Below are 23,085 nucleotides of genomic sequence, written 5' to 3' on the forward strand. Positions count from 1 at the left end.
ACCGAGGCTCATGCGTGGCCCGCGTAGCCGGGCAGCTGCAGCGGATCGAGCCCGATCAGGCCGGCGGCGGCGCTCCAGCGCTCTTCCAGCGGCGTGTCGAAGATGATGCGGTCGTTCGCTTCCACGGTGAGCCAGCTGTTGTCCTTGAGCTCCTGCTCGAGCTGGCCGGCGCCCCAGCCGGAGTAGCCCAGCGCCAGCAGTGCGTGGTGCGGCCCTTCGCCCGCGGCCATCGCCACCAGGATGTCGCGCGAGGTGGTGATCGACCAGACGTCGTTGACGCGGAAGCTCGACTCCCAATGGCCATGCTCCCGGTGCAGCACGAAGCCGCGCTCCTGCTGTACCGGGCCGCCGATCAGCACCGGCGCGTCGGCCAGCTCGGGATCGGCGCAGTCCAGGCGCATCTGGTCGAGGATGTCGCCCATGCGGTACTCGGACAGCTGGTTGATCAGCAGGCCGACGGCACCGTCCTCGTCGTGCTGGCACAGCAGCGCCACACCGCGCGAGAACGGCGCATCGGCGAGGCTGGGCATGGCGATGAGGAAATGCCCGGCGAGGGAGGAGGGGGGGGAGGCGCGCATGGGCGCATTGTAGTGCCGCCGCCGGTCGCTTGCCTGTACGCAGCGCTGCCGAACCTTGGGAGCGCTACTTGTTGCGCAGGATGTCGCCGGGCAGGAACTGCCAGGTGCGCGTGATGTACAGCTCGTCCACGCCCTTGTCGCGGGGAATCGGCGGAAACGGCGCGGCCAGCCGCACGATACGTTCAGCGGCCGCGTCCAGCAGCGGCGAGCCGGAGCTCTTGATCACCTCGATGCTGCTGATCCCGCCGTCGCGGTTGAGCCCCACGGTGAGCAGCAGCTCGCCGTGCAGCTGCTGCCGACGGGCCTGTTCAGGGTAGTTCAGGTTGCCGATGCGCTCGACCCGGTCCGACCAGCCGCGCATGTAGGCAGCATAGGCGTATTCGCGGGTGTTGGCGGAGATGTATTTCTTCTTCGGCCGCTTGGCGTAGGCCTCGTTCTTGTGGCGCAGTTCGGCAGCGAGCTGGGCGATCTCCTGCTCGCGGCGCAGTTCGGCGGCGCGCTCGTTCGGGTCGCTGGTCACCTCCGGCTTGCCGGTGCTGGCATCCACGCTGAAGCGGCTGTCGCCGCGGGTGGTGACGAGGCGTTGCTCGGTGGGCGGCTGCGGCGCGGGCGTGCTGGCTTCGACCCGAGAAGTGGCAATGCCCGGCGTGGGCTTGGGCAGCGGCCCGGTGAAGGCATTGGACGGCCGCTCGGCGCGGTCGCGATCGCCGCCGCCGCGGTTGTTGGCCTGCGCCAGGAAGTCGGCCTTGTCCGGCGCCTGCTGGTTGGCCACGTTGACCAGGGTCACGTCCAGCGTCGGCAGGCTCGACTTCGGTTTGACGAACTGGAACGTGATGCCGAGCAGCAGCACGCCGTGGAACAGCAGCGAAAACAGCATGGTCGCCCCGATCATGTCGGGGTCCTGGGTGCGTGGGACGGCGTTACTCACTTAGACACGGGTTCCGGCGGCGGTGTGTTCGATCGCATCGAACAGGGTGCCGGCGATGTTAAGCCCGAACTGGGCATCCAGTTCCCGCACGCAGGTCGGCGATGTGACGTTGATCTCGGTCAGGTAGTCGCCGATCACGTCCAGGCCCACGAAACGCAGTCCGCGCCGGACCAGATCCGCTCCGACCTCGGCGGCGATCCAGCGATCGCGGTCGGTCAGCGGCACGCCTTCGCCGCGGCCGCCGGCGGCGAGGTTGCCGCGGAACTCGTTGCCCTGCGGGATGCGCGCCAGCGCGTAGGGCACCGGCTCGCCGTCGACCAGCAGCACGCGTTTGTCCCCGGCGCTGATCTGCGGAATGAACTTCTGCGCCACCGCGAACTGGCGGCCCTGGCCGTGGGAGTCGCCGCCGAGCAGGGTTTCCAGCATCGAGTTGAGGTTGGCGTCACCGGCCTTCACGCGGAAGATGCCGCGCCCACCCATGCCGTCCAGCGGCTTGAGCACGGCCTCGCCATGCTCGGCCACGAACCGGCGCAGTTCGGCCGGGTCGCGGGCTACCAGGGTCGGCGCCATGCATTGCGGAAAGTGCAGTGTGAATACCTTCTCGTTGCAGTCGCGCAGGGCGCGCGGATCGTTGATCACCTGCACGCCGTGGCGCTGCGCCGCTTCCATCACCAGGGTGTCGTACAGGAACTGCTGGTCCACTGGCGGATCCTTGCGCATCAGCACCACGTCCAGCTCGCGCAGGTCCTGCCAGCGGGCTTCGCCGAGACTGAACCAGCCGGACGGGTCGTCCTTCACGGTCAGCGGCGCGAGCCTGGCCCACGGCGTGCCGTCGCGCAGGGCCAGGTCGCCCTGTTCCATGTAGAACAGCGAATGGCCGCGGCGCTGCGCTTCCAGCAGCATCGCGAACGTGGTGTCCTTGACGATCTTGATGGCGCTGATGGGGTCCATCAGCACGGCAACCGAGAGCGGCATGGGATTCTCCGGGGCGGGGTAGGGACGGTGTCGGAGTCGCGAGGCGGCTGCCCGACAGCCGGGGAAACCGTGATGTTGGCCGAGCGCACGCTGCCCGGCAAGGCGCTGCAACCCGAGCGTGCAATCAAGTGTGCAGCGCCGCGGCCGACATCCTTGTGGAAGGGCGGCACAATCGGCATCCCGCTTCATTTTGTCTTGACGGGCCGTGGGGCAAGCGGTAAACAGCAACGGCTGAAGGCGTCATCTGAAAAAAGGCGTCTCTACAAAATAAAAGCGGAATTCTTTTCATCTGCACGGGCTGCGCACGGCAATCACGCCAGGCACGACCGGTGCTTCACCTGAGCCTGGGGCGGGCCACAGGGGGGTTGAGTGAACTTGAACGTGAGTGCAAACGGATTGGCCGGTCTGAAGGTCATGGTGATCGATGACTCCAAGACCATCCGGCGCACGGCCGAAACCTTGCTCAAGAAGGAAGGTTGCGACGTGTTGACGGCCGTCGACGGCTTCGAGGCGCTGGCAAAGATCTCCGACCAGAAGCCGGCGATCATCTTCGTCGACATCATGATGCCCCGCCTGGACGGATATCAGACCTGCGCGCTGATCAAGAACAATCCCCAGTTCCGGGCTACCCCCGTCATCATGCTCAGCTCGAAGGACGGCCTGTTCGACAAGGCCCGCGGCCGCATCGTCGGCGCCGAGCAATATCTGACCAAGCCGTTCACGCGTGACGAACTGCTGGGAGCCATACATCGCCATGTGGGCACGGTTGCCTGAATTCCGTGACTGCGGCGTCTGAGGGGAGGCCTGTGGCAAAGATTCTCATCATTGACGATTCACCCACCGACGTGCGGGTGTTCACCACGCTGCTCGAAGGGGCGGGCCATGTCGTGTCCGCCGTGAGCACGGCCGAAGAGGGCGTCGAGCGCGTGCGCGCCGACCTGCCCGACCTGGTGATCATGGACGTGATCATGCCGGGCATGAACGGCTTCCAGGCCACGCGCACGCTGACCCGGGACCCGGTCACGGCGGCCGTGCCGATCGTGATGATCACCACCAAATCGATGGAAACCGACCGCGTCTGGGGTTTGCGCCAGGGTGCGCGAGCCTTCATCACCAAGCCGGTGAAGGAAAAAGAGCTGCTGGCGTGCATCAACGATCTGTTGCCGAGCGCGGCATGAACGAGGCGGTCAATCTCTCTCCGTTCGAAGTGCTTGCCCGCTACGAGCGGCTCTCGCTGGCCCATGCGTCGGACACGCGGCAGACGATGGAGGCGCCGGGGCTGTGGCGCGGCATCGGCTACCGCGTCGGATCGCGTCTGTTCGTCAGCAGTATCGACGAGATCAACGAGCTGCTCGCCGTGCCGACGCTGACTCCGGTGCCCGGCACCCAGCCGTGGCTGCTGGGCGTCGCCAACGTACGCGGCAACCTGGTGCCGGTGATCGATCTGGGACGCTTCCTTTTCGGCACACGCAGCCAGCCCGGCGAGCGTACGCGCCTGCTGGTGGTCCGCCAGAGCGGCGGCAGCGTGGCGCTGATGGTCGACGAGGTGTTCGGCCAGCGCACGGTCGACGAGCAGCAGCGACGGGAGGCGGAGCCGGAGGACGATCCGCGGCTGGCGCGGTTCGTCGACGACCGCGTGGGCGAGCAGAAGCTCGCCCTGTTCAGCATGGGCAAGCTGGTGCGTGCCCCGGATTTCCGTCAGGCCGCGGCCTGACGTACGACAGTCACTGAGGTAGGGCCGGTGCCGGGTTCGGGCCGGAAACAGGGGCGGCAAGTCTGGGATGGTGCTTCCGGCAGCGTCGGCGCACGATCCCAAGGTTGTGGAAGGGTGAGGTGAACATGAGCACTACAGGGGGCATCGGCAAGGAACGCGGCTATACCGGCCTGATCGTTCTGCTGCTGATCTCGATCGGTTTCGCGGCGCTGGACTTCGTCTTCCTCAACCAGAAGAACGCCGAAGATCGCCAGGCCGTGGGGCTGACCACGCAGATCCAGGTGCTGTCGCAGCAGACGGCGAAGTACGCGATCGAATCGGCGGACGGCAACGTCAACTCCTACAGCGAGCTGGAAAGCACGCGCAACGCCATCGACTCGGCGGTGCAGAAGCTGACCAAGGGCGATCCCAAGGGCGGCATGCAGGCGTACGGCGACAACAACGCCTCGCCCGCCGGCCGCGCCGTCACCGCGCTCAACAACGCCTGGGCCCAGCTGGACGGCGACATCGGCAAGATCCTGTCGAACAAGTCGGTGGTGCTGGACTCGGCCAGTCGCGCGGACACCCTGGCCAAGCAGATTCCGCTGCTCAACTCCAGCACCGAGCAGGTGGTCAACATCCTGCAGCAGCGCAACGGCAGTGCCGACCAGATGCTCGGCTCGTCCCGCCAGATGCTGGTGGCCGACCGCATGATCCGCCGTGTGCAGGAGGTGCTGCAGGGCGGCGATTCGGCGCAATCCGCGGCGGACGGCCTGGCCCGCGACGCCCAGCTGTACGGCACCGTGCTGAAGGGCCTGAGCGAGGGCGACAGCGCCGCGGGCATCCGCGCGATGAACGACGCCAATGCGCAGAAGATCCTCGGCGAGATGCAGACCAACTGGAATGGCCTGGCCGATCCGGTGGCCAAGCTGGTCGGCGCCGCAGGCAACATTGCCGATGTGAAACGCGCCGGCAACCAGGCCTCGCTGGATTCGCAGAACGTGCTGCTGCGCGCCAACGAACTGGCCGACCAGATCGGCAAGCTGCCGCTGCGCCGACTGTTTCCGAACCTGTGGTGGGGCATCATCGGCGCGATCGGCACGGTGGCCTTCGCACTGCTGCTGGTGTTCACGCTGGTGCGCGACCAGCGCAGGCGCTTCCAGGATTCGGCCGAGCTGAACCAGCGCAACCAGGAGGCGATCATGCGCCTGCTGGACGAAATGGGTTCGCTCGCCGAAGGCGACCTGACGGTGAAGACAACCGTGTCGGAGGACATCACCGGCGCCATTGCCGACTCGGTGAACTACGCCATCGACGAGTTGCGCACCCTGGTGACCACGATCAACGAGACCTCCGAGCAGGTGTCGTCCTCGGCGCAGGAAACGCAGACCACCGCCCGCCAGCTGGCCGAGTCGGCACAGGCGCAGGCGCAGCGCATCAGTACCGCGACCTCGGCGATCAACCAGATCGCCAGCTCGATGGACAACGTGTCGAAGGATTCCGCCGAATCGGCCGACGTGGCCGAGCGATCGGTGCAGATCGCCTCGCGTGGCGCTGAAGTGGTGCGTGAGACGATCTCGGGCATGGACTCGATCCGCGACCAGATCCAGGAAACCTCCAAGCGCATCAAGCGCCTGGGTGAGTCCTCGCAAGAAATCGGCTCGATCGTGGAACTGATCAACGACATTGCCGAGCAGACCAACATCCTCGCGCTCAACGCGGCCATCCAGGCGGCTTCGGCCGGTGAGGCGGGCCGCGGTTTCGCGGTGGTGGCGGACGAAGTGCAGCGCCTCGCCGAACGTTCGGCGAGCGCGACCAAGCGCATCGAGACGCTGGTACAGGCGATTCAGTCCGATACCAACGAGGCGGTGAGCTCGATGGAGCAGACCACCGCCGAGGTGGTGTCCGGAGCCCGCAAGGCCGAGGACGCCGGCAGCGCACTGGGCGACATCGAGCGCGTGTCGCACGATCTGTCCGCGCTGATTCAGAACATCTCCACTGCAGCACGCCAGCAGTCGGCGGCCGCGACGGACATTTCCCAGTCGATGAACGCGATCCAGGAAATCACCTCGCAGACGTCGCAGGGCGCGAGCCAGACGGCCGACTCGATCGGTTATCTGGCACAGCTGGCCAGCGATCTGCGCCGCTCGGTGGCGCACTTCAAGCTGCCGGGTTGACACGGGCTTACATGACAGGGGGCAACCTCGACGGTTGCGCCAGGCAGTTTGGCGCAGCCGCAGTGAGGGGCGCATGAGACTTCAAGACCATATCGATTTCACCACCCTGCAGTGGGTCAAGCCGGAGCTCGACGAGACTCTGGCCGCGGCCCGCGACGCGCTGGAGTCCTACGTCGACAACCCGGGCAACCGGGATGCGATGCGCTCGTGCGCTGACAGCCTGCATCAGGTGCACGGCACGTTGCAGATGGTCGAGCTGTACGGCGCCGCCATGGTCGCCGACGAAATGGAGACGCTTGCCATCGCGCTCCTCGAGGATCACGTGCCCCAGCGCGAGGAGGCCTACGCCTCGCTGATGCGCGGCCTCATGCAGCTGCCCGATTATCTGGAGCGCCTGTCCAGCGGTCATCGCGACGTGCCGGTCGTGTTGCTGCCGCTGCTCAACGAGCTTCGCGCCAGCCGCAAGATGGCGGCGCTGACGGAAGTGGCGTTGTTCAATCCGCGACTCGATGCCCCGCTGCCGCCGCAGGCCCCGCCGGCGGTGAGCGAGGACGAGGCGCATGCGCGCCGCGGCCGCGTGGCCGACCTGCGTCTGCGTTTCCAGCAGCAGCTGCTCGCCTGGTTCCGCGGACAGAACGCCGACCAGCAGTTGCTGGGCATGCGCGATACCCTCAACGCCATCACCGGCTGTTGCCACAGCACCCCCGGCCGCCGCCTGTGGTGGATCGCGGCGGGCACGCTGGAGGGGCTCGAACAGGGTCACCTCAAGGCGCAGGCAGCCGAAGTGCGCCAGCTGATCGGCAAGGTCGATCGCAGCATCCGTCAGATGCTCGAGCACGGCGAGGAGAGCCTGCGCGGCGGTGATGCGGACGATCTGGCTCGCAAGCTGCTCTTCATCGTGGCGCAAGCCAAGCAGCGCAGCCCGCAGATGCAGTTGTTGCGCGAAACCTATGCGCTGGACAGCCTGCTGCCCGACGCGGCGGAACTGGAGCACGCCCGCGGCTCGATGGCCGGTCACAACCGCGCCCTGCTCGACTCCGTCTCCCGTGCATTGAAGGACGACCTGCTGCGCGTGAAGGAAGCGCTGGACCTGTTCCTGCGCCAGAGCGACGCCGATCCGGCCCAGCTCGCCGCGCAGAGCGAAGTGCTCGAGCGCGTGGGCGACACGCTCGGCATGCTCGCGCTGAGCGTGCCGCGCCGGGTGATCAACGAGCAGCGCCGCATCCTCGACGAGATCGCCAGCCGGATGCGTTCGGTCGAAGACGAGACCCTGCTGGATGTCGCCGGCGCCCTGCTCTACGTCGAGGCCTCGCTGGACGACCATATCGAAAGCCTCGGCAGCAGCGAGGAGCCGGCGGCCGAGATGGGCGCCACGCCCGCGCTGCCGCGCAGCGAAGCACGCCACATCATGGCCACCCTCATGCAGGAGGCCACGGCCAGCACCAATCGCGTCAAGGACGCGATCGTCGGCTTCGTCGAATCGGCATGGCAGCACCACCACCTCAAGGACGCGCCCGGGCAGATGGAGGAGGTCGCCGGCGCCATGCGCATGCTGGCGAGCACGCGTCCGGCCGAGCTTGCCGAGGGCATTGGCCGCTTCATCGGCAACGAGCTGCTGGGCGATCGTCGCGTGCCCAGCAGCGCGCAGATGGATCACCTGGCCGACGCGCTGGCCGCGCTGGAGTATTACCTCGAAGCTGCCCGCGAACATCGCGGCGGCCTGGAGCACATCCTCGACGTGGCCGAGCACAGTCTGTCGATGCTCGGTTACTGGCCGGTGCCGGCCGCCCGCGCGCCGCAGCCGGAGTCGGAGCCGGAGCACGAGCAGCATGTCGAGGAGCACGCCTACGCCTTGACCGGGTTGGACGAAGAACTGGCGGCCCAGCCGGCGCTGTCCGAATCGGTCAGCGTGGGTACGGGTGACGACCTCGGCAGCCTGATGTTTGGCGAAGCGCCGCCGGTCAACGAGTTCGCCGAGGACGTGACCGGCCTGCATCTGGCCGAAACGGTCGATCAGGGCGCGGCCATGGCTGGCGCCGAGGTTGCCGAGGGCGGTGAGGACTGGATCGAGATCGAAGAGGAAGTGGTCGAACAGCGCCCCGTGGCCGATCCGTTGGCCGCCAGCGCCGGCTTCCAGGATTCCACCGACGGCATCGACGACGACATCCGCGACATCTTCCTGGAGGAAATGCAGGAGGAGATCGACAACCTGCAGCAGGCCGAGCAAGCCTGGCTGGCGGATCCGGCGCAGATTGCCGCGCTCACGCCGATCCGCCGCTCGTTCCACACCCTCAAGGGCTCCGGCCGCCTGGTCGGCGCCACCACGCTGGGCGAGTTCGCCTGGCGCGTGGAGAACATGCTCAACCGCGTGCTCGACCACAGCATCGAGCCGCACCCCGGGGTGCAGGCGCTGGTGCGCCATGCCATCGCGGCGTTGCCGCAGCTGCTGACTGCCTTGCGCGGCGAAGGCACACCCGATGTGCCGCTCAGCGCCATCATGCTGACCGCCGACCGGCTGGCCGCGGGCGAACAGGCCGACATCTCGGAGCTTGCGACCGGTGCCACCGAGACCGTGCGCCGGATCGTGCGTCGCCGCGTGCCGCGCTTCGACAGCGCCAGCGCCGGCATCCCGCAGGCCACGCTGGCCAATACCGCGCCGATTGGCGCCGCGGAGCCCGTCGAGCAGGCCCAGGGCATTGCGATGCCGGTGATGCCGCCGGTCGATTCGGTGTTGCTGGAGATCCTGCGCAGCGAGGTGGCCCAGTACCTGCAAACCATTCGTGCGCACATCGGTCGCAGCGGTTCCGAACTGCGCGTGGAAGATGCCCTGCTGCGCGCCGTGCATACCTTGCACGGTGCCATCGCCATGGTCGACATCCCGCTGCTCACGCAGCTGCTTTCGCCGCTGGAGAGCCTGCTCAAGCGCCTGCGCGCGGCCAACGTGCCGCTGTCCGCGGAGGGCGTGCATCTGTTGGGACGTTCGGCCGACGTGGTGGATCACGTGATGGCGCAGTTCGACGCCACCGACCCCCAGCTGCCCGACGTCGATGCACTGATCGCGCGCATCACCGAGCTGCGTGACGCGCAGCCCGAACCGCAGGTGGCGCACGTCGTGTTCGAATCCCGCGAGGACGACGACGCGGCCGCCGAGCGTGGGGCAGGCGACTCGCACGCCGAGGCTGCTGCCGCGCTGGACGAGAGCCTCGCCGAGGTGGACGCGCGTCGCGAGCAGCAGCTCGAAGAGGAGCATCACGACCGCCTTGCCGACGAGATGATGGCGGCGCTGGACGCGTTCGATCCGCTGCAGCAGGGCGCATCCCTGCCGCCGCCGCCGACCCCGCCGACCACGCCCATGGCTTCGGACGAGGAAGATATCGCGGCGATGTTCGCCGGCCTGCTCGACGAAACGCCGATTGCACCCGCGATCGAAACGCCTGCCGTCGAAGAGGTCGCTGCATCGCAGGTTGATGCAACCCACGTCGATGCGGAGCATGCCGAAGCAACCGAGGCCGTCGATACCGCAGAAGATGCCGGGGATGCCGAGCCGGCAGCAGCGGCCGCGTTTGCCGACGAGCCTGCTTCGGTGATCCACGAGGCGCAGGCCGCTGCCGCCGAAGAAGTCCCGGCGGTTTCCATCGGTGCCGACATCGATGCCGAGGTTGAGGCTTCGCCCGCCGAGGCGCTGGACGCCGAGGCGCCGGAGCTGCCGGTGGCGGCGTCGGATGCCGCTGTGGAACAGGCCGTTTCCGAAGATCAGGACGACGAGGAGGGCGTCGAAGGTGCCGAGTTGTGGCGCGGCGACATCGACCCCGACCTACTCGAAGTGTTTGCCGAAGAGGCGCGCGAGATCCTTGATCACGCCGACGAAGCGCTTGCCCAGTGGCGCGCCGAGCCGGCCGAGCTGGCACAGGTGCCGGTGTTGCAGCGTGACCTGCACACCCTCAAGGGCGGTGCGCGAATTGCCGGCTTCGTTCCGGTGGGCGACCTCGCCCACGCGATCGAGACGCTGCTGGAAAAGCCGATCACCGGTGAAGCTGCGCAGATCGCGACCCTGGTCGGCGCGCTGGAAGTGGGTTTCGACCGATTGCACGCACTGGTGCAACGGATCAGCCAGAGCAAGGGCATCCGCTACCCGCAGGACACCATCAACCACCTGCTCGCCCTCGCGGGCGAGGAGGCGCTGGTGGAACGCGACGACGAGATGGCGCCCGTCTCCGCCACGGCACCCATGCGCGAGATGGCGCCCGCTGCCGCCGAGTTGCCGGAACTCCTGCCCGAATTGCTGCCGGACGGTCACGACGAGGCGCGCTCGCCGCAGGAGCAGATTCGCGTCCGCGCCGAACTGCTGGACAACCTGGTGAACCATGCCGGCGAGGTGGCGATCTACCGCTCGCGCCTGGAGCAGCAGGTGGCCGGCTACCGCTTCAACCTGGTCGAGCTGGACCAGACCGTGGTGCGCCTGCGCAGCCAGCTGCGCATGCTGGAAATCGAGACCGAGGCGCAGATCATCGCGCGCTTCCAGCGCGAGCACCGCGAGGCGGGCATGGCGGTGTTCGATCCGCTGGAGCTCGACCGCTTCTCGCAGCTGCAGCAGTACTCGCGTGCGCTGGCCGAGTCGGTATCCGACTTGGTGTCGATCCAGAACATGCTCGACGAGCTCACCCGACAGTCCGAGACGCTGCTCATCCAGCAGTCGCGCGTGAGCTCGGACCTGCAGGAGGGCCTGCTGCGCACCCGCATGCTGCCGTTCGACACCATGGTGCCGAACCTGCGCCGCACCCTGCGTCAGGCGGCACAGGAGGAAGGCAAGCGTGCCCAGCTGTTCGTGGAGGGCGCGCACGGCGAAATGGATCGCAACCTGCTCGACCGCATCAAGGCGCCGTTCGAGCACATGCTGCGCAACGCGATCGCTCACGGTATCGAGTCGCCGGAAGATCGCCGCAAGGCGGGCAAGCCGGAGGATGGCTCGGTACGCATCCGCGTGGCCCGTGAAGCCACCGAGGTGGTGATCCGCGTGACCGACGACGGTCGCGGCCTGGACCGCGAAGCGGTGCGCAAGCGCGGCGTCGAGCGCGGTCTGCTGCGTGCCGAGGCGAAGCCGAGCGACGACCAGCTGCTCGCCCTGATTACCCAGCCGGGCTTCTCAACCGCCAGTTCGGTGACCCAGCTGGCCGGTCGCGGCGTGGGCATGGACGTGGTGGCCAACGAGATCAAGCAGCTCGGCGGTTCGCTGTCGATTGAATCGCAGCCAGGCAAGGGCACCACCTTCGTGCTGCGCCTGCCGTTCACGCTGGCGGTCACCCAGGCGATCCTGGTGCGCATTGGCGAGTCCACCTTCGCCATCCCGATGACCTCGGTGCAGGGCGTGGCCCGCATCACGCCTGACGAGCTGGCGATCCACCTGGCTTCGGACGAGCCCTCGTTCCTGCACAACGGCGACGACTACGGCATCCACGACCTGGCCGAACTGCTCGGCCTCACCGCGAGCTACGCCGCGGACGAGCCGCAGCTGCCGCTGTTGCTCACCCGCGCGGGCGACCTGCGCGCCGCGATCCGCATCGATGCGGTGATCGGCTCGCGCGAAATCGTGGTCAAGTCGGTGGGCCCGCAGATCAGTTCGGTGCCGGGCCTGCTCGGCGCGACCATCATGGGCGACGGTTCGGTGCTGATGATTCTCGACCTTGCGCCGCTGGTGCGTTACGGCATCGCCCGTCGCGAGCAGCGTCTGGCCGAGGGTCTGGCGCCGGTATCCACGCCGGTCATCGAGGAAACCCGCACCAAGCCGCTGGTGATGGTGGTGGACGACTCGATCACCATGCGCAAGGTCACCGGCCGCGTGCTGGAGCGCCACGATTACGAGGTCAACACCGCGAAGGACGGCGTCGACGCGCTGGAGAAGCTGCACGAGCAGCGCGTGCCGGATCTGATGCTGCTCGACATCGAAATGCCGCGCATGGACGGCTACGAGCTGGCCGAGCACATGAAGGCGGACCCGCGCCTGCGCGACGTGCCGATCATCATGATCACCTCGCGTACCGGCGAGAAGCATCGCCAGCGCGCGTTCGACATCGGCGTGGACCGCTACCTCGGCAAGCCCTATCAGGAAGCCGAGCTGCTGGCGCAGATCAGCGAGGTGCTCGAGCAACGTGCGATGGAGCTGGCCAATGGCTGAAGCAACGGCCGTCGCCCTGTTGTTCGACGATGCGGAACTCGGCGCCCACCTGCGCGAAGCCCTGCACGAGCGTGGCGCCAGCATCGTCCACGAAGGCGGGCTGGCGGACCTCAGTCGGGCGCTGCTGGATCGCATCGGTGCCGACGTGGTGGTGATCAATCTCGACGAAACGGACGACGAGGTGTTTGATCGCCTGGACGAGTCCATCCAGGGTGATCATCCGCGCGTGGTGTTCAACGAGGCCGATTCCACCCGTGCGCTTGACGGTTGGGCACGTGCCCGCTGGGCGCGTCATCTCGCGGCGAAGGTGATGGCGCGCAGCGATGTCGATCCGCCGCGTCCGCTGGCGGCCGAACCGGAAATGCCGGCAGCGGGCGTGGACAATTCGATAGCCGAAGCGTCGCCGGTGATTGCGGCGGCTGCGCCCGAGGCGGATTTGCACGAAGCGGAGATCGCAGCCGAGTCGGAGTCGCTGGAAGCCGAGCTCGAAGCGCTGCTGTCCGGTGATCCCCTGCCTGGTGAGGCGGCTGAGGACACGTTCTCTTCCACTGAGCACACCACCTTGCAAGCCGGCTTCGTGTCCTCCACCGGCGTGGAGCTGGATACACGCGAGCTGGACGATTTCGAGCTGGACGAACTGGCACTCGGCGAGCTGGACCAGCCGCTGCCGGAATCGCCGCTCTACGACGGCAATTTTCTCGACGCGGCGGCGGCCGAGTTGCCCGCCGCCGAGGAGCCGCAGCCTTCCGCGCCCCCGGCCACGCGCTTCTCGACCGAGGGCCTTAGCCTGCTCGACCACGACGCGGATCTGCCCGCACCGACCCCGGTGGAGAAGGCGCCGGCAGGGGAGGGCACGGCCCGCTTCAATCTCTCCGACGAATGGTCGCTGGTCGACGAGGATGCCGTGGTCGCCGCGCCGCCGGCGCCACCGCGACCGTCGGCTTCCGACTTCGGTATCGAGAAGATCAGCGCGCTGGATTTCCTCACCCCGGAATCGGAGGCGGCCGGACCGATCCCCGAACCCTTCATGACACTGGAGCTGGTTTCGCTGGAAGAAGCCATCGCCCCGCGTGCATACGACGCCAAGGCGGGCGGCGAGATGCTGCTCGAAGAGCTTTCCGGCGGCCTCTCGCGCGTGGTGCTGACCGGCGCCACGGTGGGCAGCCGCGCTTCGGTTGCCGAGTTCCTGCGCGAGCTTCCGCAGGGGTTCCGCGCCACCATCGTGCATATCCAGCACCTGGGCGGTCGCCCGGTGGATGAGCTGGTAGAGGAACTGGGCAGCCACTGCACCATGCCGGTGCGCGCGGCAGTCCATGGCCAGTTCGCGCGACCGGGTGAGATCATCGTCGTGCCGCCGGACGGTCAGCTGCGTCTGACCCGCGACGGCAAGCTGGAGATCGCCCCGTCGCAGGACGTGCCGGCGAGCAGCCCGTCGATCGACGCCAGCTTCACCGCCGTGGCCAACGTGTTCGGCGTGGATGCGCTGGCGATCGTGTTTGCCGGGCAGGCCAACGACGCCGTGGCCGGCTGCCAGGCCGTCCACGACCGCGGCGGCCGGATCTGGGTCGAAGACGCCCAGGGCGAGCACTACGCCGACATGGTCGGCGGTGTGCTGGCCGAGCACCTGGCCGATTTTTCCGGCACGCCGGCGCAGCTTGCCGCGCGCCTGATCGAGGAATACTGATGAGCGAACAGCCTCTCCCGCGCGAAATCCGCTGCGTGCTGGTACCGGCGGGCGATCTGCGCCTGCTGCTGCCCAACGCGACGGTCGCCGAAGTGATCACGTTGCCCACACCCGAGCCGGTGGAAGGCGCGCCCGACTGGCTGCTCGGTCGCATCGCGTGGCGTGGCTGGCGCGTGCCGCTGGTGTCCTTCACCCGCCTGGCCGGCGCCGGCGAGGGCGATCCGGACCTGGCCGTGCGCGTGGCGGTGCTGAAGGCGCTGGGCGGCAATCCGGAGCTGCCCTTCATCGCCGTGCTCACCCAGGGTTTCCCGCGCCTGACCACGCTCAACTCCGAGCTGATCATCCCCACGCACGATGGCACCGCGCTGCCGCCCGGCGTGCGCGCGCACGTGCTGGTGCGCGACGACATGGCGGTGATTCCCGATCTGGAAATGATCGAGCGCGAACTGGGTGACCTGGTCGCCGCCGAGGCCTGAGTCTTTCGCCGGATCCCTGCAACGGCGCACCTCCGGTGCGCCGTTCGCGTTTACGCGGCTCAGAGATCGCCGTGCAGCGCCTGCAAGGCGGCCAGCGCCGCCAGCCCCGCCGTTTCGGTACGCAGGATGCGTGGCCCCAGCTGCAGTCCATGGAACCCATGCGCGAGCAGCGCCGCCACGTCGCGTTCGCCCAGTCCGCCTTCCGGACCCACCACCAGCAACGCGCCGTCGGATGTCGGTGTCAGCTCGCGAGGGCGACAGCTGCCGTCCGGCAGCAAGGCCAGGCGCAGCGCGCCACCAGCCAGCCGATCCAGCCATGCCGACAGCGGCTGCGGCGGGACGATCGAAGGCAGCACGGCCCGGCCGCTCTGCTCGCAGGCGCTGGCGATGACTGCCTGCCAGTGTGCCAGCCGCTTGGCCGCGCGATCGGCGTCGAGCCTCACCTCGGAGCGTTCGGTCAGCACCGGCACGATGGCGCTCACGCCCAGCTCGGTGGCCTTCTGCACGATCAGGTCCATCTTCTCGCCGCGCGCCACCGCTTGGGCCAATACCAGCGGCAGCGGCGATTCGCTCGCCACCGCGGTGCGCTCGCCGATCGCCACGCTGACCTGGCGCTTGCCCGCTTCGGTGATGGTGGCGGCGTAGTCGTGGCCATCGCCGTTGAACAGCACCAGCGGATCGCCCGCACCCAGCCGCAGCACGCGCGCCACGTGTTCGGCGGCCTGCGCGGGCAGGGCGAGCGAGCTGCCGACGGTCAGCGGCTGGTGGTCGACGTGGATGCGGATGGTGCGCATGGAGGGCACGCTGCGTTGCGAAACGCCAAGGATAGCCGAGCGCGCCCGCGCGACGCCCCGCGCGCTTACCGCCGCAGCGCGCGTTCGACACCGGCGACGGCGGTGTCCACGAGGTGGTCCAGTTCGTCCGTCGTGGTCACGTAGGGCGGCATGAAGTAGACGATGTTGCCCAGCGGGCGGAGCAGGGCACCGTGCTTCAGTCCGTGCAAATACACCTCCAGACCGCGCCGCTCGCCAGCCGGGAAAGGCCGGCGCGTGGCCTTGTCGGCGACCAGCTCGACCGCGGCGATCAATCCGGTCTGACGAACGTCCGCCACGTGCGGGTGATCGCGCAGCGGCGCGAGGCGGCCGGCCAGATGGGCGGCCAGCGCGCGATTGCGTTCCAGCACCGGCTCCTCGCGGAAGATCGCCAGTGTCTCCAGCGCCACGCGGCAGGCCAGCGGGTTGCCGGTGTAGCTGTGCGAGTGCAGGAAGGCCTTGCCGGCGCTGTATTCGGCGTAGAACGCCTCGTACACCCGCTCGGTGGTGAGCACGGCCGACAGCGCCATGAAGCCGGCAGTGAGCCCTTTGGACAGGCACAGGAAGTCGGGCGACACGTCCGCCTGCTCGCAGGCGAACAGCGTGCCGGTGCGGCCGAAGCCGACCGCGATCTCGTCGGCGATGAAGTGCACGTCGAACTCGTCGCACAGCGCGCGCAGGCCGGCGAGGTAATCCGGGTGGTACATGCGCATGCCGCCGGCGCACTGCACCAGCGGCTCGACGATCACCGCGCAGGTCTCATGGGCATGCTGTTCCAGCAGCGCGCGCAGCTCGAGCAATCGACGTGCGGCAAGCTGCTGCGGCGTCTCGCCGGGCTCGCCTTCGTAGGTGTCGGGCGAGGGCGCCAGGATCGGCGTCAGCAGCAGCGGCGCGTAGGTCTTGCGGTACAGCGCCACGTCGCTCACCGAGAGCGCACCCAGCGTCTCGCCGTGATAGCTGCCAGTGAGCGCGATGAAGCGCGTCTTCTCGCCGTGGCCCTGGTTGAGCCAGTAGTGGAAGCTCATCTTCAGCGCCACTTCGATCGCCGCCGAGCCGTTGTCGGCGAGGAACACCCGATCGAGGCCCGGCGGCGTGATGCGCACAAGCTCCTCGGCCAGCGCGATCGCCGGCTCATGGGTGAAGCCGGCGAAGATCACGTGCTCCAGCTGTCGCGCCTGGTCGGCCAGCGCCGCCGCGATGCGTGGGTTGGCGTGGCCGAACAGGTTGGTCCACCAGGAACTGATGCCGTCCAGATAGCGGCGGCCGTCGGCGTCGATCAGCCAGGCGCCCTCGCCGCGCACGATCGGCACCATCGGGATGCGCTCGTGGTCGTGCATCTGGGTGCAGGGGTGCCAGAGGTGGCGGAGGTCGCGCTGGGCGAGCGCGCGGTTGCTGCGGTCGTGCGTGGTCATCCGGCTATGATCGTGGGCTCGCGCCGGGCACTCAAGCCGCGCGCTCGATTCAGGCCGGAGTCCGTGCGTTGACGTGGTGGAAGAAACTGCTGCTGGGCCTTGCCGCGCTGCTCGTCGCACTGGCGTTGCTGGTGTGGTTTGCGCCGGCGCGCTGGGTTGCGCCGATGGTCGAGACGCGGCTGCACGGCGCGCAGCTGCGCGAGGTGTCGGGCAGCGTGTGGGACGGTCGCGTGGGCGAGCTGGTGCTGGCCGATGGCACGGTGCTGGGCCGGTTGGACTGGCAGCTGTCGCGCCGCGCCCTGTTCGGCCAGGTACGCCTGCATGCGGCGATCGACGGACCGGTGATACGCGGTCACGGTGATTTCGCGCGCGACGGCGACAGCGCCAGCTGGCGCGGCGTGCAGCTGCACGTTGCGCTGGACGCGCTGTCGCATCCACCGACGACACCCTGGGGCATGCCGCGCGGCGAACTGGTGCTGGATCTGGCGCAACTGCAGGTGCTCAACGGCTGGCCCGACAGCGTGTCCGGCCGCGTGCGCTGGCCGCGCGCAACCATGCAGACACCGCAGGCCACCGTCGCCCTGGGCGACCTGATGGCTGAGCTCAGCGGCAGCCACGGCGTGATTCGCGCCGATCTGCGCGACGGCGGCAACGGTCCCCTGGCGCTGGCCGGCGTGGTCCAGCTGAGCCCGATCGGCTGGCGCCTCGACGCGCGTCTGTCCGCGCGCGACCACGAACCTGCACTGCAGCGCTGGCTGGCTCGCCTGGGCCCGCCCGATGCGCAAGGTGTCACCCATCTTCAACGCGGCGCCGGAGTGGGCGCCCTGTCTGCCGGAGCCTCCCGATGACGCTTGCCGACCTCACCCCCGCCCTGGCCGCCGCCCGCGAGGCCGCCGCCGCCGCCGCCGAGGTGATCCTGCACTACTGGCGCAAGGGCGTCGACGTGGAGCTGAAGTCCGACGACACGCCGGTCACCGTCGCCGACCGCGAGGCCGAGCTGGCGATCCGCCGCATCCTCACCGCCGCGCTGCCGGAGGCGGCGATCTACGGCGAGGAGTTCGGCCTCGACGGTGAGCGCGACGGCCTGCTGTGGCTGGTCGATCCGCTGGACGGCACCAAGAGTTTCGTGCGGCGCACGCCATTCTTTTCCACTCAGATCGCGCTGATGCACGCTGGCGAGCTGGTGCTGGGCGTGTCCAGCGCGCCGGTGTACGGCGAGACGATGTGGGCACACGCCGGCGGCGGCGCCTGGATCGACGGCAGCCGCGTGAGCGTGGCGCCGACTGCGTCGATGGCGCAGGCGTCCATTTCCACCGGCAACGTCAAGACGCTCACCGCCGACGCGCGCTGGGCCGCGCTGGGGCAGATGATCCGCGACGCCAACCGCATCCGTGGCTACGGCGATTTCTGCCACTACCACCTGCTGGCGCGCGGCAGCCTCGATCTGGTGATCGAGTCCGACGTCAACATCCTCGACGTGGCGGCACTGGCGGTGATCGTGCGCGAGGCCGGCGGCGTGTTCACCGACCTGGATGGCGCGCCTCTCACGCTGGAGTCGCGCAGCGTGCTGGCCGGTACGCCCGCCCTGCACGCCGACGCGCTGGCGCGACTGCGCCGCTGAGCTCGAAGAGATCGCTTCGCGCGAGCCCGCCGCCTGCTTCCTGTGGGTGCGCCGCGGCTCAGCGCGCCGCGTGCAGCAGACCCGTCTGCCACATCGCCTGCACCTGCAGCCGCTCCGGTCCCTTGAAGTGATGGTCGAGCAGCTGCTGCAGCGCGACTCGTCGCTGCGCCCCGTCCAACGATGGATCGCCCTCTACGGCGGACGCCTCGGCCGCAAACGCGTCGAGTCGCTGCTGCCACTGCGCGCGCTGGCGATCCAGTGCATCGAGCCGATCCGCCGCGGCGTTGCCCCAGGTGGCCGCACGCTCGGCGTGCCGTTGTGCCGGCGTGAAGGAGGGCGCGGCGAGCTGATCGGTCTGCGCCTGGATGGTGCTGGCCATGGTGGCCAACGCGCGTTCGTCCGCGACCGCATCATCGGGCGTGTCGGCGTGGGCCAGCTGACGCAGCAGGCGCGCGTCGTCGGCATCGGCGGTGGGATAGAACGCCTGCGCCAGCGCGGGGCCGAGCAGGCGTGCGCGCAGCGCCCGGTCCTGCGCGAGGCGGGCCGCCAGGTCGCCACCACCCGGTGCGGCCAGTGCCGTGCGCGCCTGTTGATAGGCGACGTAGCGCCCAAACAGCTCCATCACCGCGGCCTGCTGGCCGGCGTCGAGCGGGCGCCGCTGCAGATCCTCGCGCAGCAGCTGGCGGACGCCTTCCAGGTCGGTCTCGCCGAGCAGGCTGAGGTAGTAGTCGAACAGCCGCCGCAACGCCGGATCGGGTTCGACGCGGCCAGCGAAGCCGGTCGTCACGCCGCCATCCACCGCGGTGCCGCGCAGCGAGCCGTCGCGCAACGCGCGATGAGGATCGGTCCGCATCGGTGCGATGGCGGATGGCGAGCTGACGTATGCGCGGCTCGCGCCGGTTGTCGCGGCCTCGACGGCCGGTTCTGCCTGTGTCGTTGCCGGTGCACTGGCCCGCATGTGCCACAGCAACGCCAGCGCGGTCAGCGCGACGGCGCCTGCCAGTGCCAGGCTCGCGCGCTGCATCAGAGCCCCAGACCCTTGAGCCGGTTGGCCTGGCTGCGATACACGGCCACCGGGTCGGCCGAGAAAAGGCCGCGCAGACCGAACAGCTGGTTGACCTCGTCGAGGTGGTTCCAGCCGTAGTTGTCGCGGATCACCGTGCCCCAGTGGCTGGAGCAGCGGCCGACCAGCCCATCGTTGGCGCTGCCGAAGAAGAACAGGCTGCCCGCGCCGAGCAGGGCGTCGGAGGCATCGAAGCCGTTGGTGAGCACGCCGGTGCCGCCGTAGGAGAAGTAGCGGATGCCGTTGACCGAGGCGGCGCCGCTGCCGCAGGCGCTGGTCGGCGCTCCGGCGGGGAACTGCGCGTTGAACTGCGCAGTGCCCGCACTGGTGAGCTGGACCAGCGCATCCGTCGCATTCTGCGAGGACTGCCCGCCCGAGAAGCTGCTGATCAGGTCGGCCAGCGCGGTGGCGAATCCTTCGGCGAGCGCTCGCTGCACGCTGCCGGCCGGCGCCAGCACGGCGATGCCGTCGGCCACCGCGCTGCCACGGTGCGGCGTGCCCGTGCTGGTCACCGAGGCGACCAGATCCGGCCGCACCGCCGCCACATAGCGGATGGTCAGGCCGCCCTGGCTGTGGCCGATCAGGTTGAACTTGCGATAGCCGTAGACGGCGCGCAGGTTGTCCAGCTGCGTGATGAGCTGGTTGCCGCGGGTGATGTCGCTGCCAAGCTGGCTCACGCTGGCCACGTACACGGTGGCGCCGCCGGCACGCAGACCCTTGGTGATGCCGTACCAGTAGTCGACGCTGCCGAAGATCTGGTCGAAGCCGAACAGGCCGTGCACCAGCACGATGGGATAGCGCGTCTGGGTATAGGTGTCGGTGGCGCGGGCTGGTGCGGACCACAGGCCCGCTCCTCCCAGCAGTGCGACGGCGAGCAGGAGACGGGAGACAACGGCGAAACGACGCATGGCAGATTTCCTTGGCAAGGCGCGTGAGCGCGGGCGGAACGACACGACGTACGCGCCAGTATGTGCAGCCACCTTTGCCGCGCGCCATGCGAAAAAGTCAAAGAAAATCAGGTATATGTGATGCATCGCAGCAGCCTCGCGCGGGCGCCGTGGCGCAGCCCGCGTGAGCGCGTGGTGCGTTCCATGTGCAAACGCAAGACGTATGGACGCACTGCGGTGGGCAGCCTGTGTGCCACGGCCGTGTCGTCGGCGCAGGCTAGAATCGGCGGATGGCCAAACTACCGATCATCCATGCGCGGCGTGACGTCGCCCAGAGTCCGTTCCTGCGCGCCGAACAGCTGGATCTGGAGTTCTCCAACGGCGAGCGCCGCACCTACGAGCGGCTCAAGTCGCACGGTCTCGGCGCGGTGATCATCGTGCCGATGCTCGACGCCGACACCGTGCTGCTGGTGAACGAATACGCCGCCGGCCTCGGCCGCTTCGAGCTGGGCCTGCCGAAAGGCCGCCTGGACCAGGACGAGACAGTGGAGCAGGGCGCCGATCGCGAGTTGAAGGAGGAGGTGGGCTATGGCGCGCGCAAGCTCACCATCCTGCATCACCTCTCGCTCGCCCCTGCCTACATGACCCACATGGCCCACGTTGTGCTGGCGCAGGATCTCTACCCCGAGCGGCTGCAGGGCGATGAGCCGGAAGAGCTGGAAGTGGTGCCCTGGAAGCTGGCCGAGCTGCACACGCTGATCGCTCGCGACGACGTCACCGAAGGGCGCTCGATCGCCGCCCTGTTCATGGCCCGCGAGTACCTCGCCGGCCGGTTCCAGCGCGCATGAGCGCCGCGCCGCTGTCACCCCTGCTGACTCAGGTCGCGGCGATCGCCGAGGCGGCCGGGCGGGCGATCATGGAGATCTACGCCAGCGACTTCGCGGTGGAACACAAGGACGACCGCTCGCCGCTCACCGCGGCCGATCTCGCTGCGCAGACCGTGATCGCCGCCGGCCTCGCCGCGCTGCCCGAGGTGCTGCCGGTGATCTCCGAGGAAGCGATCGCCTGCGCCTGGGACGTGCGCCGCCACTGGCAGCGCTACTGGCTGGTCGACCCGCTCGACGGCACCCGGGAGTTCGTCAAGCGCAACGGCGAGTTCACGGTGAATATTGCGCTGATCGACCACCATCGGCCGGTACTCGGCGTGGTGCTGGCACCGGTCACCGGCGAGACCTACGTGGCCGAACGCGGCCAGGGCGCGTGGATGCGCGCGGACGGTGGCGACTGGCAGGCGATCCGCAGCCGCGCCCTGGCCAATCCGCCGGTGGTCGCCGGCAGCCGCTCGCACGGCGGCACCGGCGAGGCGCTACTTGAACAGCTGCTCGGCGGCACCTACACCGCGCTGCCGATGGGCTCCTCGCTGAAGTTCTGCCTGATCGCCCGCGCCGATGCGGACGTCTATCTGCGCCGCGGTCCCACCAGCGAATGGGATACCGCCGCTGCCCAGTGCGTACTGGAAGAGGCCGGCGGCGCCGTGCTCGACCTGGAAGGCGCGCCGCTGCGCTACAACCGCGGCGAGTCGCTGCTCAATCCCGAGTTCATCGCGGTGGGCGACATCGACATCGACTGGGCGACGCGGCTGGCCAAGAGCGAGCAGTGAGTGGCGAGAAGTGAGGAACGAGAGAAAGATCCGGCGATGCGAGGCGGGGGCTTGCTTGACGCCACGCGAACGCACCTCTCCACTTTCACTCCTCTCCACTCACTCCTCATCTGCCCATGACCGATCGCCACAGCCTCGACGACCTGCTCGCCATCATGGCCCGCCTGCGCGATCCCGCGCGCGGCTGCCCGTGGGACGTGCAGCAGGATTTCGCCAGCATCGCGCCGTACACGATCGAGGAGGCCTACGAAGTCGTCGATGCGATCGACCGCCAGGACTGGCCCGACCTGCGCGACGAGCTGGGTGACCTGCTGCTGCAGGTGGTGTTCCACGCGCAGATGGCCAGCGAGCGGGGGTTGTTCGATTTCGCCGACGTGGCGCACGCGATCAGCGACAAGATGATCCGTCGCCATCCGCACGTGTTCGGCGACGTCAGCTACGACGACGTCGAAGCGCAGAAGGCGGCGTGGGAGACGATCAAGGCCGGGGAGCGCGCGGCGAAGGGCGAAGCCTCCGACGACAGCGCGCTGGCCGGCGTCTCGCGCGGCCTGGCCGAGTGGAAGCGCGCGCAGAAGCTGCAGGAGAAGGCCGCCCGTACCGGCTTCGACTGGCCCGATCCGAACCCGGTGCTGGACAAGCTGGCCGAGGAGATCGAGGAAGTGCGCGCGGAGTTCGCCGCGGGTGCCGACACGGCGCGGCTGCAAGACGAGATCGGCGACGTCGCCTTCGTGCTGGTCAACCTGGCCCGCCACGCCGGCGTGGATTTCTCGCAGGCGCTGCGCCACGCCAATGCGAAGTTCGAGCGGCGCTTCCGCCGCATGGAGGCGCTGGCCACCGACTCCGGCGAGCCGCTCGCGGCACGCGATCTCGATGCGCAGGAGGCGCTGTGGGACGAGGTCAAGCGCGAGGAGCGCGGCGGCGCGTAAACAGCGGATGCGCCAGCACCG

Annotated in this window: 20 protein-coding genes; 13 read left to right on the top strand and 7 right to left on the bottom strand. The window is 68.7% G+C overall.

Features of this window, described 5'->3' with window-relative positions; translation table 11 throughout:
• Positions 1–8: 8 nt before the first annotated feature.
• From ISP17_RS04345 to gshB, 3 genes are all read right to left on the bottom strand, one after another.
• Positions 9–578 (bottom strand): YqgE/AlgH family protein, encoded by a 570-nt coding sequence (locus ISP17_RS04345; RefSeq protein ID WP_404630394.1) that lies wholly within the window; start codon positions 576–578, stop codon positions 9–11.
• 64 nt (positions 579–642) lie between these two features.
• Positions 643–1,506, bottom strand: coding sequence for an energy transducer TonB (locus ISP17_RS04350; protein ID WP_404630396.1), 864 nt, complete (start codon positions 1,504–1,506; stop codon positions 643–645).
• On the bottom strand, positions 1,507–2,481 hold the full coding sequence (gene gshB / locus ISP17_RS04355; RefSeq protein WP_404630398.1) for a glutathione synthase: 975 nt from the start codon (positions 2,479–2,481) through the stop codon (positions 1,507–1,509).
• A 72-nt stretch (positions 2,482–2,553) separates the two neighbouring features.
• Between gshB and ISP17_RS04360 the strand changes: the two genes are divergently transcribed.
• From ISP17_RS04360 to ISP17_RS04395, 8 genes are all read left to right on the top strand, one after another.
• Positions 2,554–2,823, top strand: coding sequence for a hypothetical protein (locus tag ISP17_RS04360; protein ID WP_404630400.1), 270 nt, complete (start codon positions 2,554–2,556; stop codon positions 2,821–2,823).
• A 72-nt stretch (positions 2,824–2,895) separates the two neighbouring features.
• A complete protein-coding gene (gene pilG / locus ISP17_RS04365) occupies positions 2,896–3,255 on the top strand; it encodes a twitching motility response regulator PilG (protein ID WP_404631425.1) in 360 nt (119 codons plus the stop codon).
• Positions 3,256–3,287: 32 nt separating this feature from the next.
• Positions 3,288–3,659 (top strand): response regulator, encoded by a 372-nt coding sequence (locus ISP17_RS04370; RefSeq protein WP_404631427.1) that lies wholly within the window; start codon positions 3,288–3,290, stop codon positions 3,657–3,659.
• Entirely contained in the window at positions 3,656–4,195 is a 540-nt protein-coding gene (locus tag ISP17_RS04375) for a chemotaxis protein CheW (RefSeq protein WP_404631429.1), read from the top strand. The genes ISP17_RS04370 and ISP17_RS04375 overlap by 4 nt, the downstream gene beginning before the upstream one ends.
• Before the next feature lie 125 nt (positions 4,196–4,320).
• Entirely contained in the window at positions 4,321–6,351 is a 2,031-nt protein-coding gene (locus ISP17_RS04380; protein WP_404630402.1) for a methyl-accepting chemotaxis protein, read from the top strand.
• A gap of 73 nt (positions 6,352–6,424) precedes the next feature.
• Positions 6,425–12,523 carry an Hpt domain-containing protein gene (locus ISP17_RS04385; protein WP_404630404.1) on the top strand — a complete coding sequence of 2,033 codons (6,099 nt, stop codon included), beginning with the start codon at positions 6,425–6,427 and terminating at the stop codon, positions 12,521–12,523.
• Positions 12,516–14,207: a chemotaxis protein CheB gene (locus ISP17_RS04390; protein WP_404630406.1), complete on the top strand. Its 1,692-nt coding sequence runs from the start codon at positions 12,516–12,518 to the stop codon at positions 14,205–14,207. Before ISP17_RS04385 ends, ISP17_RS04390 begins: the two co-directional genes overlap by 8 nt.
• Positions 14,207–14,683, top strand: coding sequence for a chemotaxis protein CheW (locus ISP17_RS04395; protein WP_404630408.1), 477 nt, complete (start codon positions 14,207–14,209; stop codon positions 14,681–14,683). The genes ISP17_RS04390 and ISP17_RS04395 overlap by 1 nt, the downstream gene beginning before the upstream one ends.
• A 59-nt stretch (positions 14,684–14,742) precedes the next feature.
• Here the strand turns inward: ISP17_RS04395 and ISP17_RS04400 are convergent, their stop codons facing one another.
• Together ISP17_RS04400 and ISP17_RS04405 are read right to left on the bottom strand one after the other, a co-directional pair.
• Positions 14,743–15,477, bottom strand: coding sequence for a 16S rRNA (uracil(1498)-N(3))-methyltransferase (locus tag ISP17_RS04400; RefSeq protein WP_404630410.1), 735 nt, complete (start codon positions 15,475–15,477; stop codon positions 14,743–14,745).
• A gap of 65 nt (positions 15,478–15,542) precedes the next feature.
• Positions 15,543–16,907 carry an adenosylmethionine--8-amino-7-oxononanoate transaminase gene (locus tag ISP17_RS04405; protein ID WP_404630412.1) on the bottom strand — a complete coding sequence of 455 codons (1,365 nt, stop codon included), beginning with the start codon at positions 16,905–16,907 and terminating at the stop codon, positions 15,543–15,545.
• A 68-nt stretch (positions 16,908–16,975) separates the two neighbouring features.
• Between ISP17_RS04405 and ISP17_RS04410 the strand changes: the two genes are divergently transcribed.
• Positions 16,976–17,755, top strand: coding sequence for a type II secretion system protein N (locus tag ISP17_RS04410; RefSeq protein ID WP_404630414.1), 780 nt, complete (start codon positions 16,976–16,978; stop codon positions 17,753–17,755).
• Complete coding sequence (locus ISP17_RS04415) at positions 17,752–18,528, top strand: inositol monophosphatase family protein (protein WP_404630416.1); 777 nt, start codon at positions 17,752–17,754, stop codon at positions 18,526–18,528. Before ISP17_RS04410 ends, ISP17_RS04415 begins: the two co-directional genes overlap by 4 nt.
• A gap of 58 nt (positions 18,529–18,586) precedes the next feature.
• Here the strand turns inward: ISP17_RS04415 and ISP17_RS04420 are convergent, their stop codons facing one another.
• Complete coding sequence (locus ISP17_RS04420) at positions 18,587–19,552, bottom strand: lipase secretion chaperone (RefSeq protein WP_404630418.1); 966 nt, start codon at positions 19,550–19,552, stop codon at positions 18,587–18,589.
• The gene (locus tag ISP17_RS04425; RefSeq protein WP_404630420.1) at positions 19,552–20,499 is read right to left on the bottom strand and encodes a lipase family alpha/beta hydrolase; all 948 of its coding nucleotides are present in this window, start codon (positions 20,497–20,499) and stop codon (positions 19,552–19,554) included. The genes ISP17_RS04420 and ISP17_RS04425 overlap by 1 nt, the downstream gene beginning before the upstream one ends.
• 269 nt (positions 20,500–20,768) lie before the next feature.
• On the opposite strand from ISP17_RS04425, the gene nudE reads away from it, so the two are divergent.
• From nudE to mazG, 3 genes are all read left to right on the top strand, one after another.
• Positions 20,769–21,326: an ADP compounds hydrolase NudE gene (gene nudE, locus ISP17_RS04430; protein WP_404630422.1), complete on the top strand. Its 558-nt coding sequence runs from the start codon at positions 20,769–20,771 to the stop codon at positions 21,324–21,326.
• Positions 21,323–22,138 carry a 3'(2'),5'-bisphosphate nucleotidase CysQ gene (cysQ, locus tag ISP17_RS04435; protein WP_404630424.1) on the top strand — a complete coding sequence of 272 codons (816 nt, stop codon included), beginning with the start codon at positions 21,323–21,325 and terminating at the stop codon, positions 22,136–22,138. The genes nudE and cysQ overlap by 4 nt, the downstream gene beginning before the upstream one ends.
• A gap of 116 nt (positions 22,139–22,254) precedes the next feature.
• A complete protein-coding gene (gene mazG, locus ISP17_RS04440) occupies positions 22,255–23,064 on the top strand; it encodes a nucleoside triphosphate pyrophosphohydrolase (protein WP_404630426.1) in 810 nt (269 codons plus the stop codon).
• Positions 23,065–23,085 lie beyond the last annotated feature (21 nt).

It is taken from the genome of Dyella ginsengisoli, from assembly GCF_044904665.1.
Classification (GTDB): domain Bacteria; phylum Pseudomonadota; class Gammaproteobacteria; order Xanthomonadales; family Rhodanobacteraceae; genus Dyella_A; species Dyella_A ginsengisoli.

Coding starts and splice junctions, on each gene's coding strand:
- nudE (WP_404630422.1), top strand. CDS start 20,769: ATGGCCAAACTACCGATCATCCATGCGCGGCGTGACGTCGCCCAGAGT.
- mazG (WP_404630426.1), top strand. CDS start 22,255: ATGACCGATCGCCACAGCCTCGACGACCTGCTCGCCATCATGGCCCGC.
- ISP17_RS04405 (WP_404630412.1), bottom strand. CDS start 16,907: ATGACCACGCACGACCGCAGCAACCGCGCGCTCGCCCAGCGCGACCTC.
- gshB (WP_404630398.1), bottom strand. CDS start 2,481: ATGCCGCTCTCGGTTGCCGTGCTGATGGACCCCATCAGCGCCATCAAG.
- ISP17_RS04385 (WP_404630404.1), top strand. CDS start 6,425: ATGAGACTTCAAGACCATATCGATTTCACCACCCTGCAGTGGGTCAAG.
- ISP17_RS04425 (WP_404630420.1), bottom strand. CDS start 20,499: ATGCGTCGTTTCGCCGTTGTCTCCCGTCTCCTGCTCGCCGTCGCACTG.
- ISP17_RS04395 (WP_404630408.1), top strand. CDS start 14,207: ATGAGCGAACAGCCTCTCCCGCGCGAAATCCGCTGCGTGCTGGTACCG.
- ISP17_RS04375 (WP_404631429.1), top strand. CDS start 3,656: ATGAACGAGGCGGTCAATCTCTCTCCGTTCGAAGTGCTTGCCCGCTAC.
- ISP17_RS04345 (WP_404630394.1), bottom strand. CDS start 578: ATGCGCGCCTCCCCCCCCTCCTCCCTCGCCGGGCATTTCCTCATCGCC.
- pilG (WP_404631425.1), top strand. CDS start 2,896: ATGGTGATCGATGACTCCAAGACCATCCGGCGCACGGCCGAAACCTTG.
- ISP17_RS04390 (WP_404630406.1), top strand. CDS start 12,516: ATGGCTGAAGCAACGGCCGTCGCCCTGTTGTTCGACGATGCGGAACTC.
- ISP17_RS04400 (WP_404630410.1), bottom strand. CDS start 15,477: ATGCGCACCATCCGCATCCACGTCGACCACCAGCCGCTGACCGTCGGC.
- cysQ (WP_404630424.1), top strand. CDS start 21,323: ATGAGCGCCGCGCCGCTGTCACCCCTGCTGACTCAGGTCGCGGCGATC.
- ISP17_RS04380 (WP_404630402.1), top strand. CDS start 4,321: ATGAGCACTACAGGGGGCATCGGCAAGGAACGCGGCTATACCGGCCTG.
- ISP17_RS04420 (WP_404630418.1), bottom strand. CDS start 19,552: ATGCAGCGCGCGAGCCTGGCACTGGCAGGCGCCGTCGCGCTGACCGCG.
- ISP17_RS04360 (WP_404630400.1), top strand. CDS start 2,554: ATGTTGGCCGAGCGCACGCTGCCCGGCAAGGCGCTGCAACCCGAGCGT.
- ISP17_RS04415 (WP_404630416.1), top strand. CDS start 17,752: ATGACGCTTGCCGACCTCACCCCCGCCCTGGCCGCCGCCCGCGAGGCC.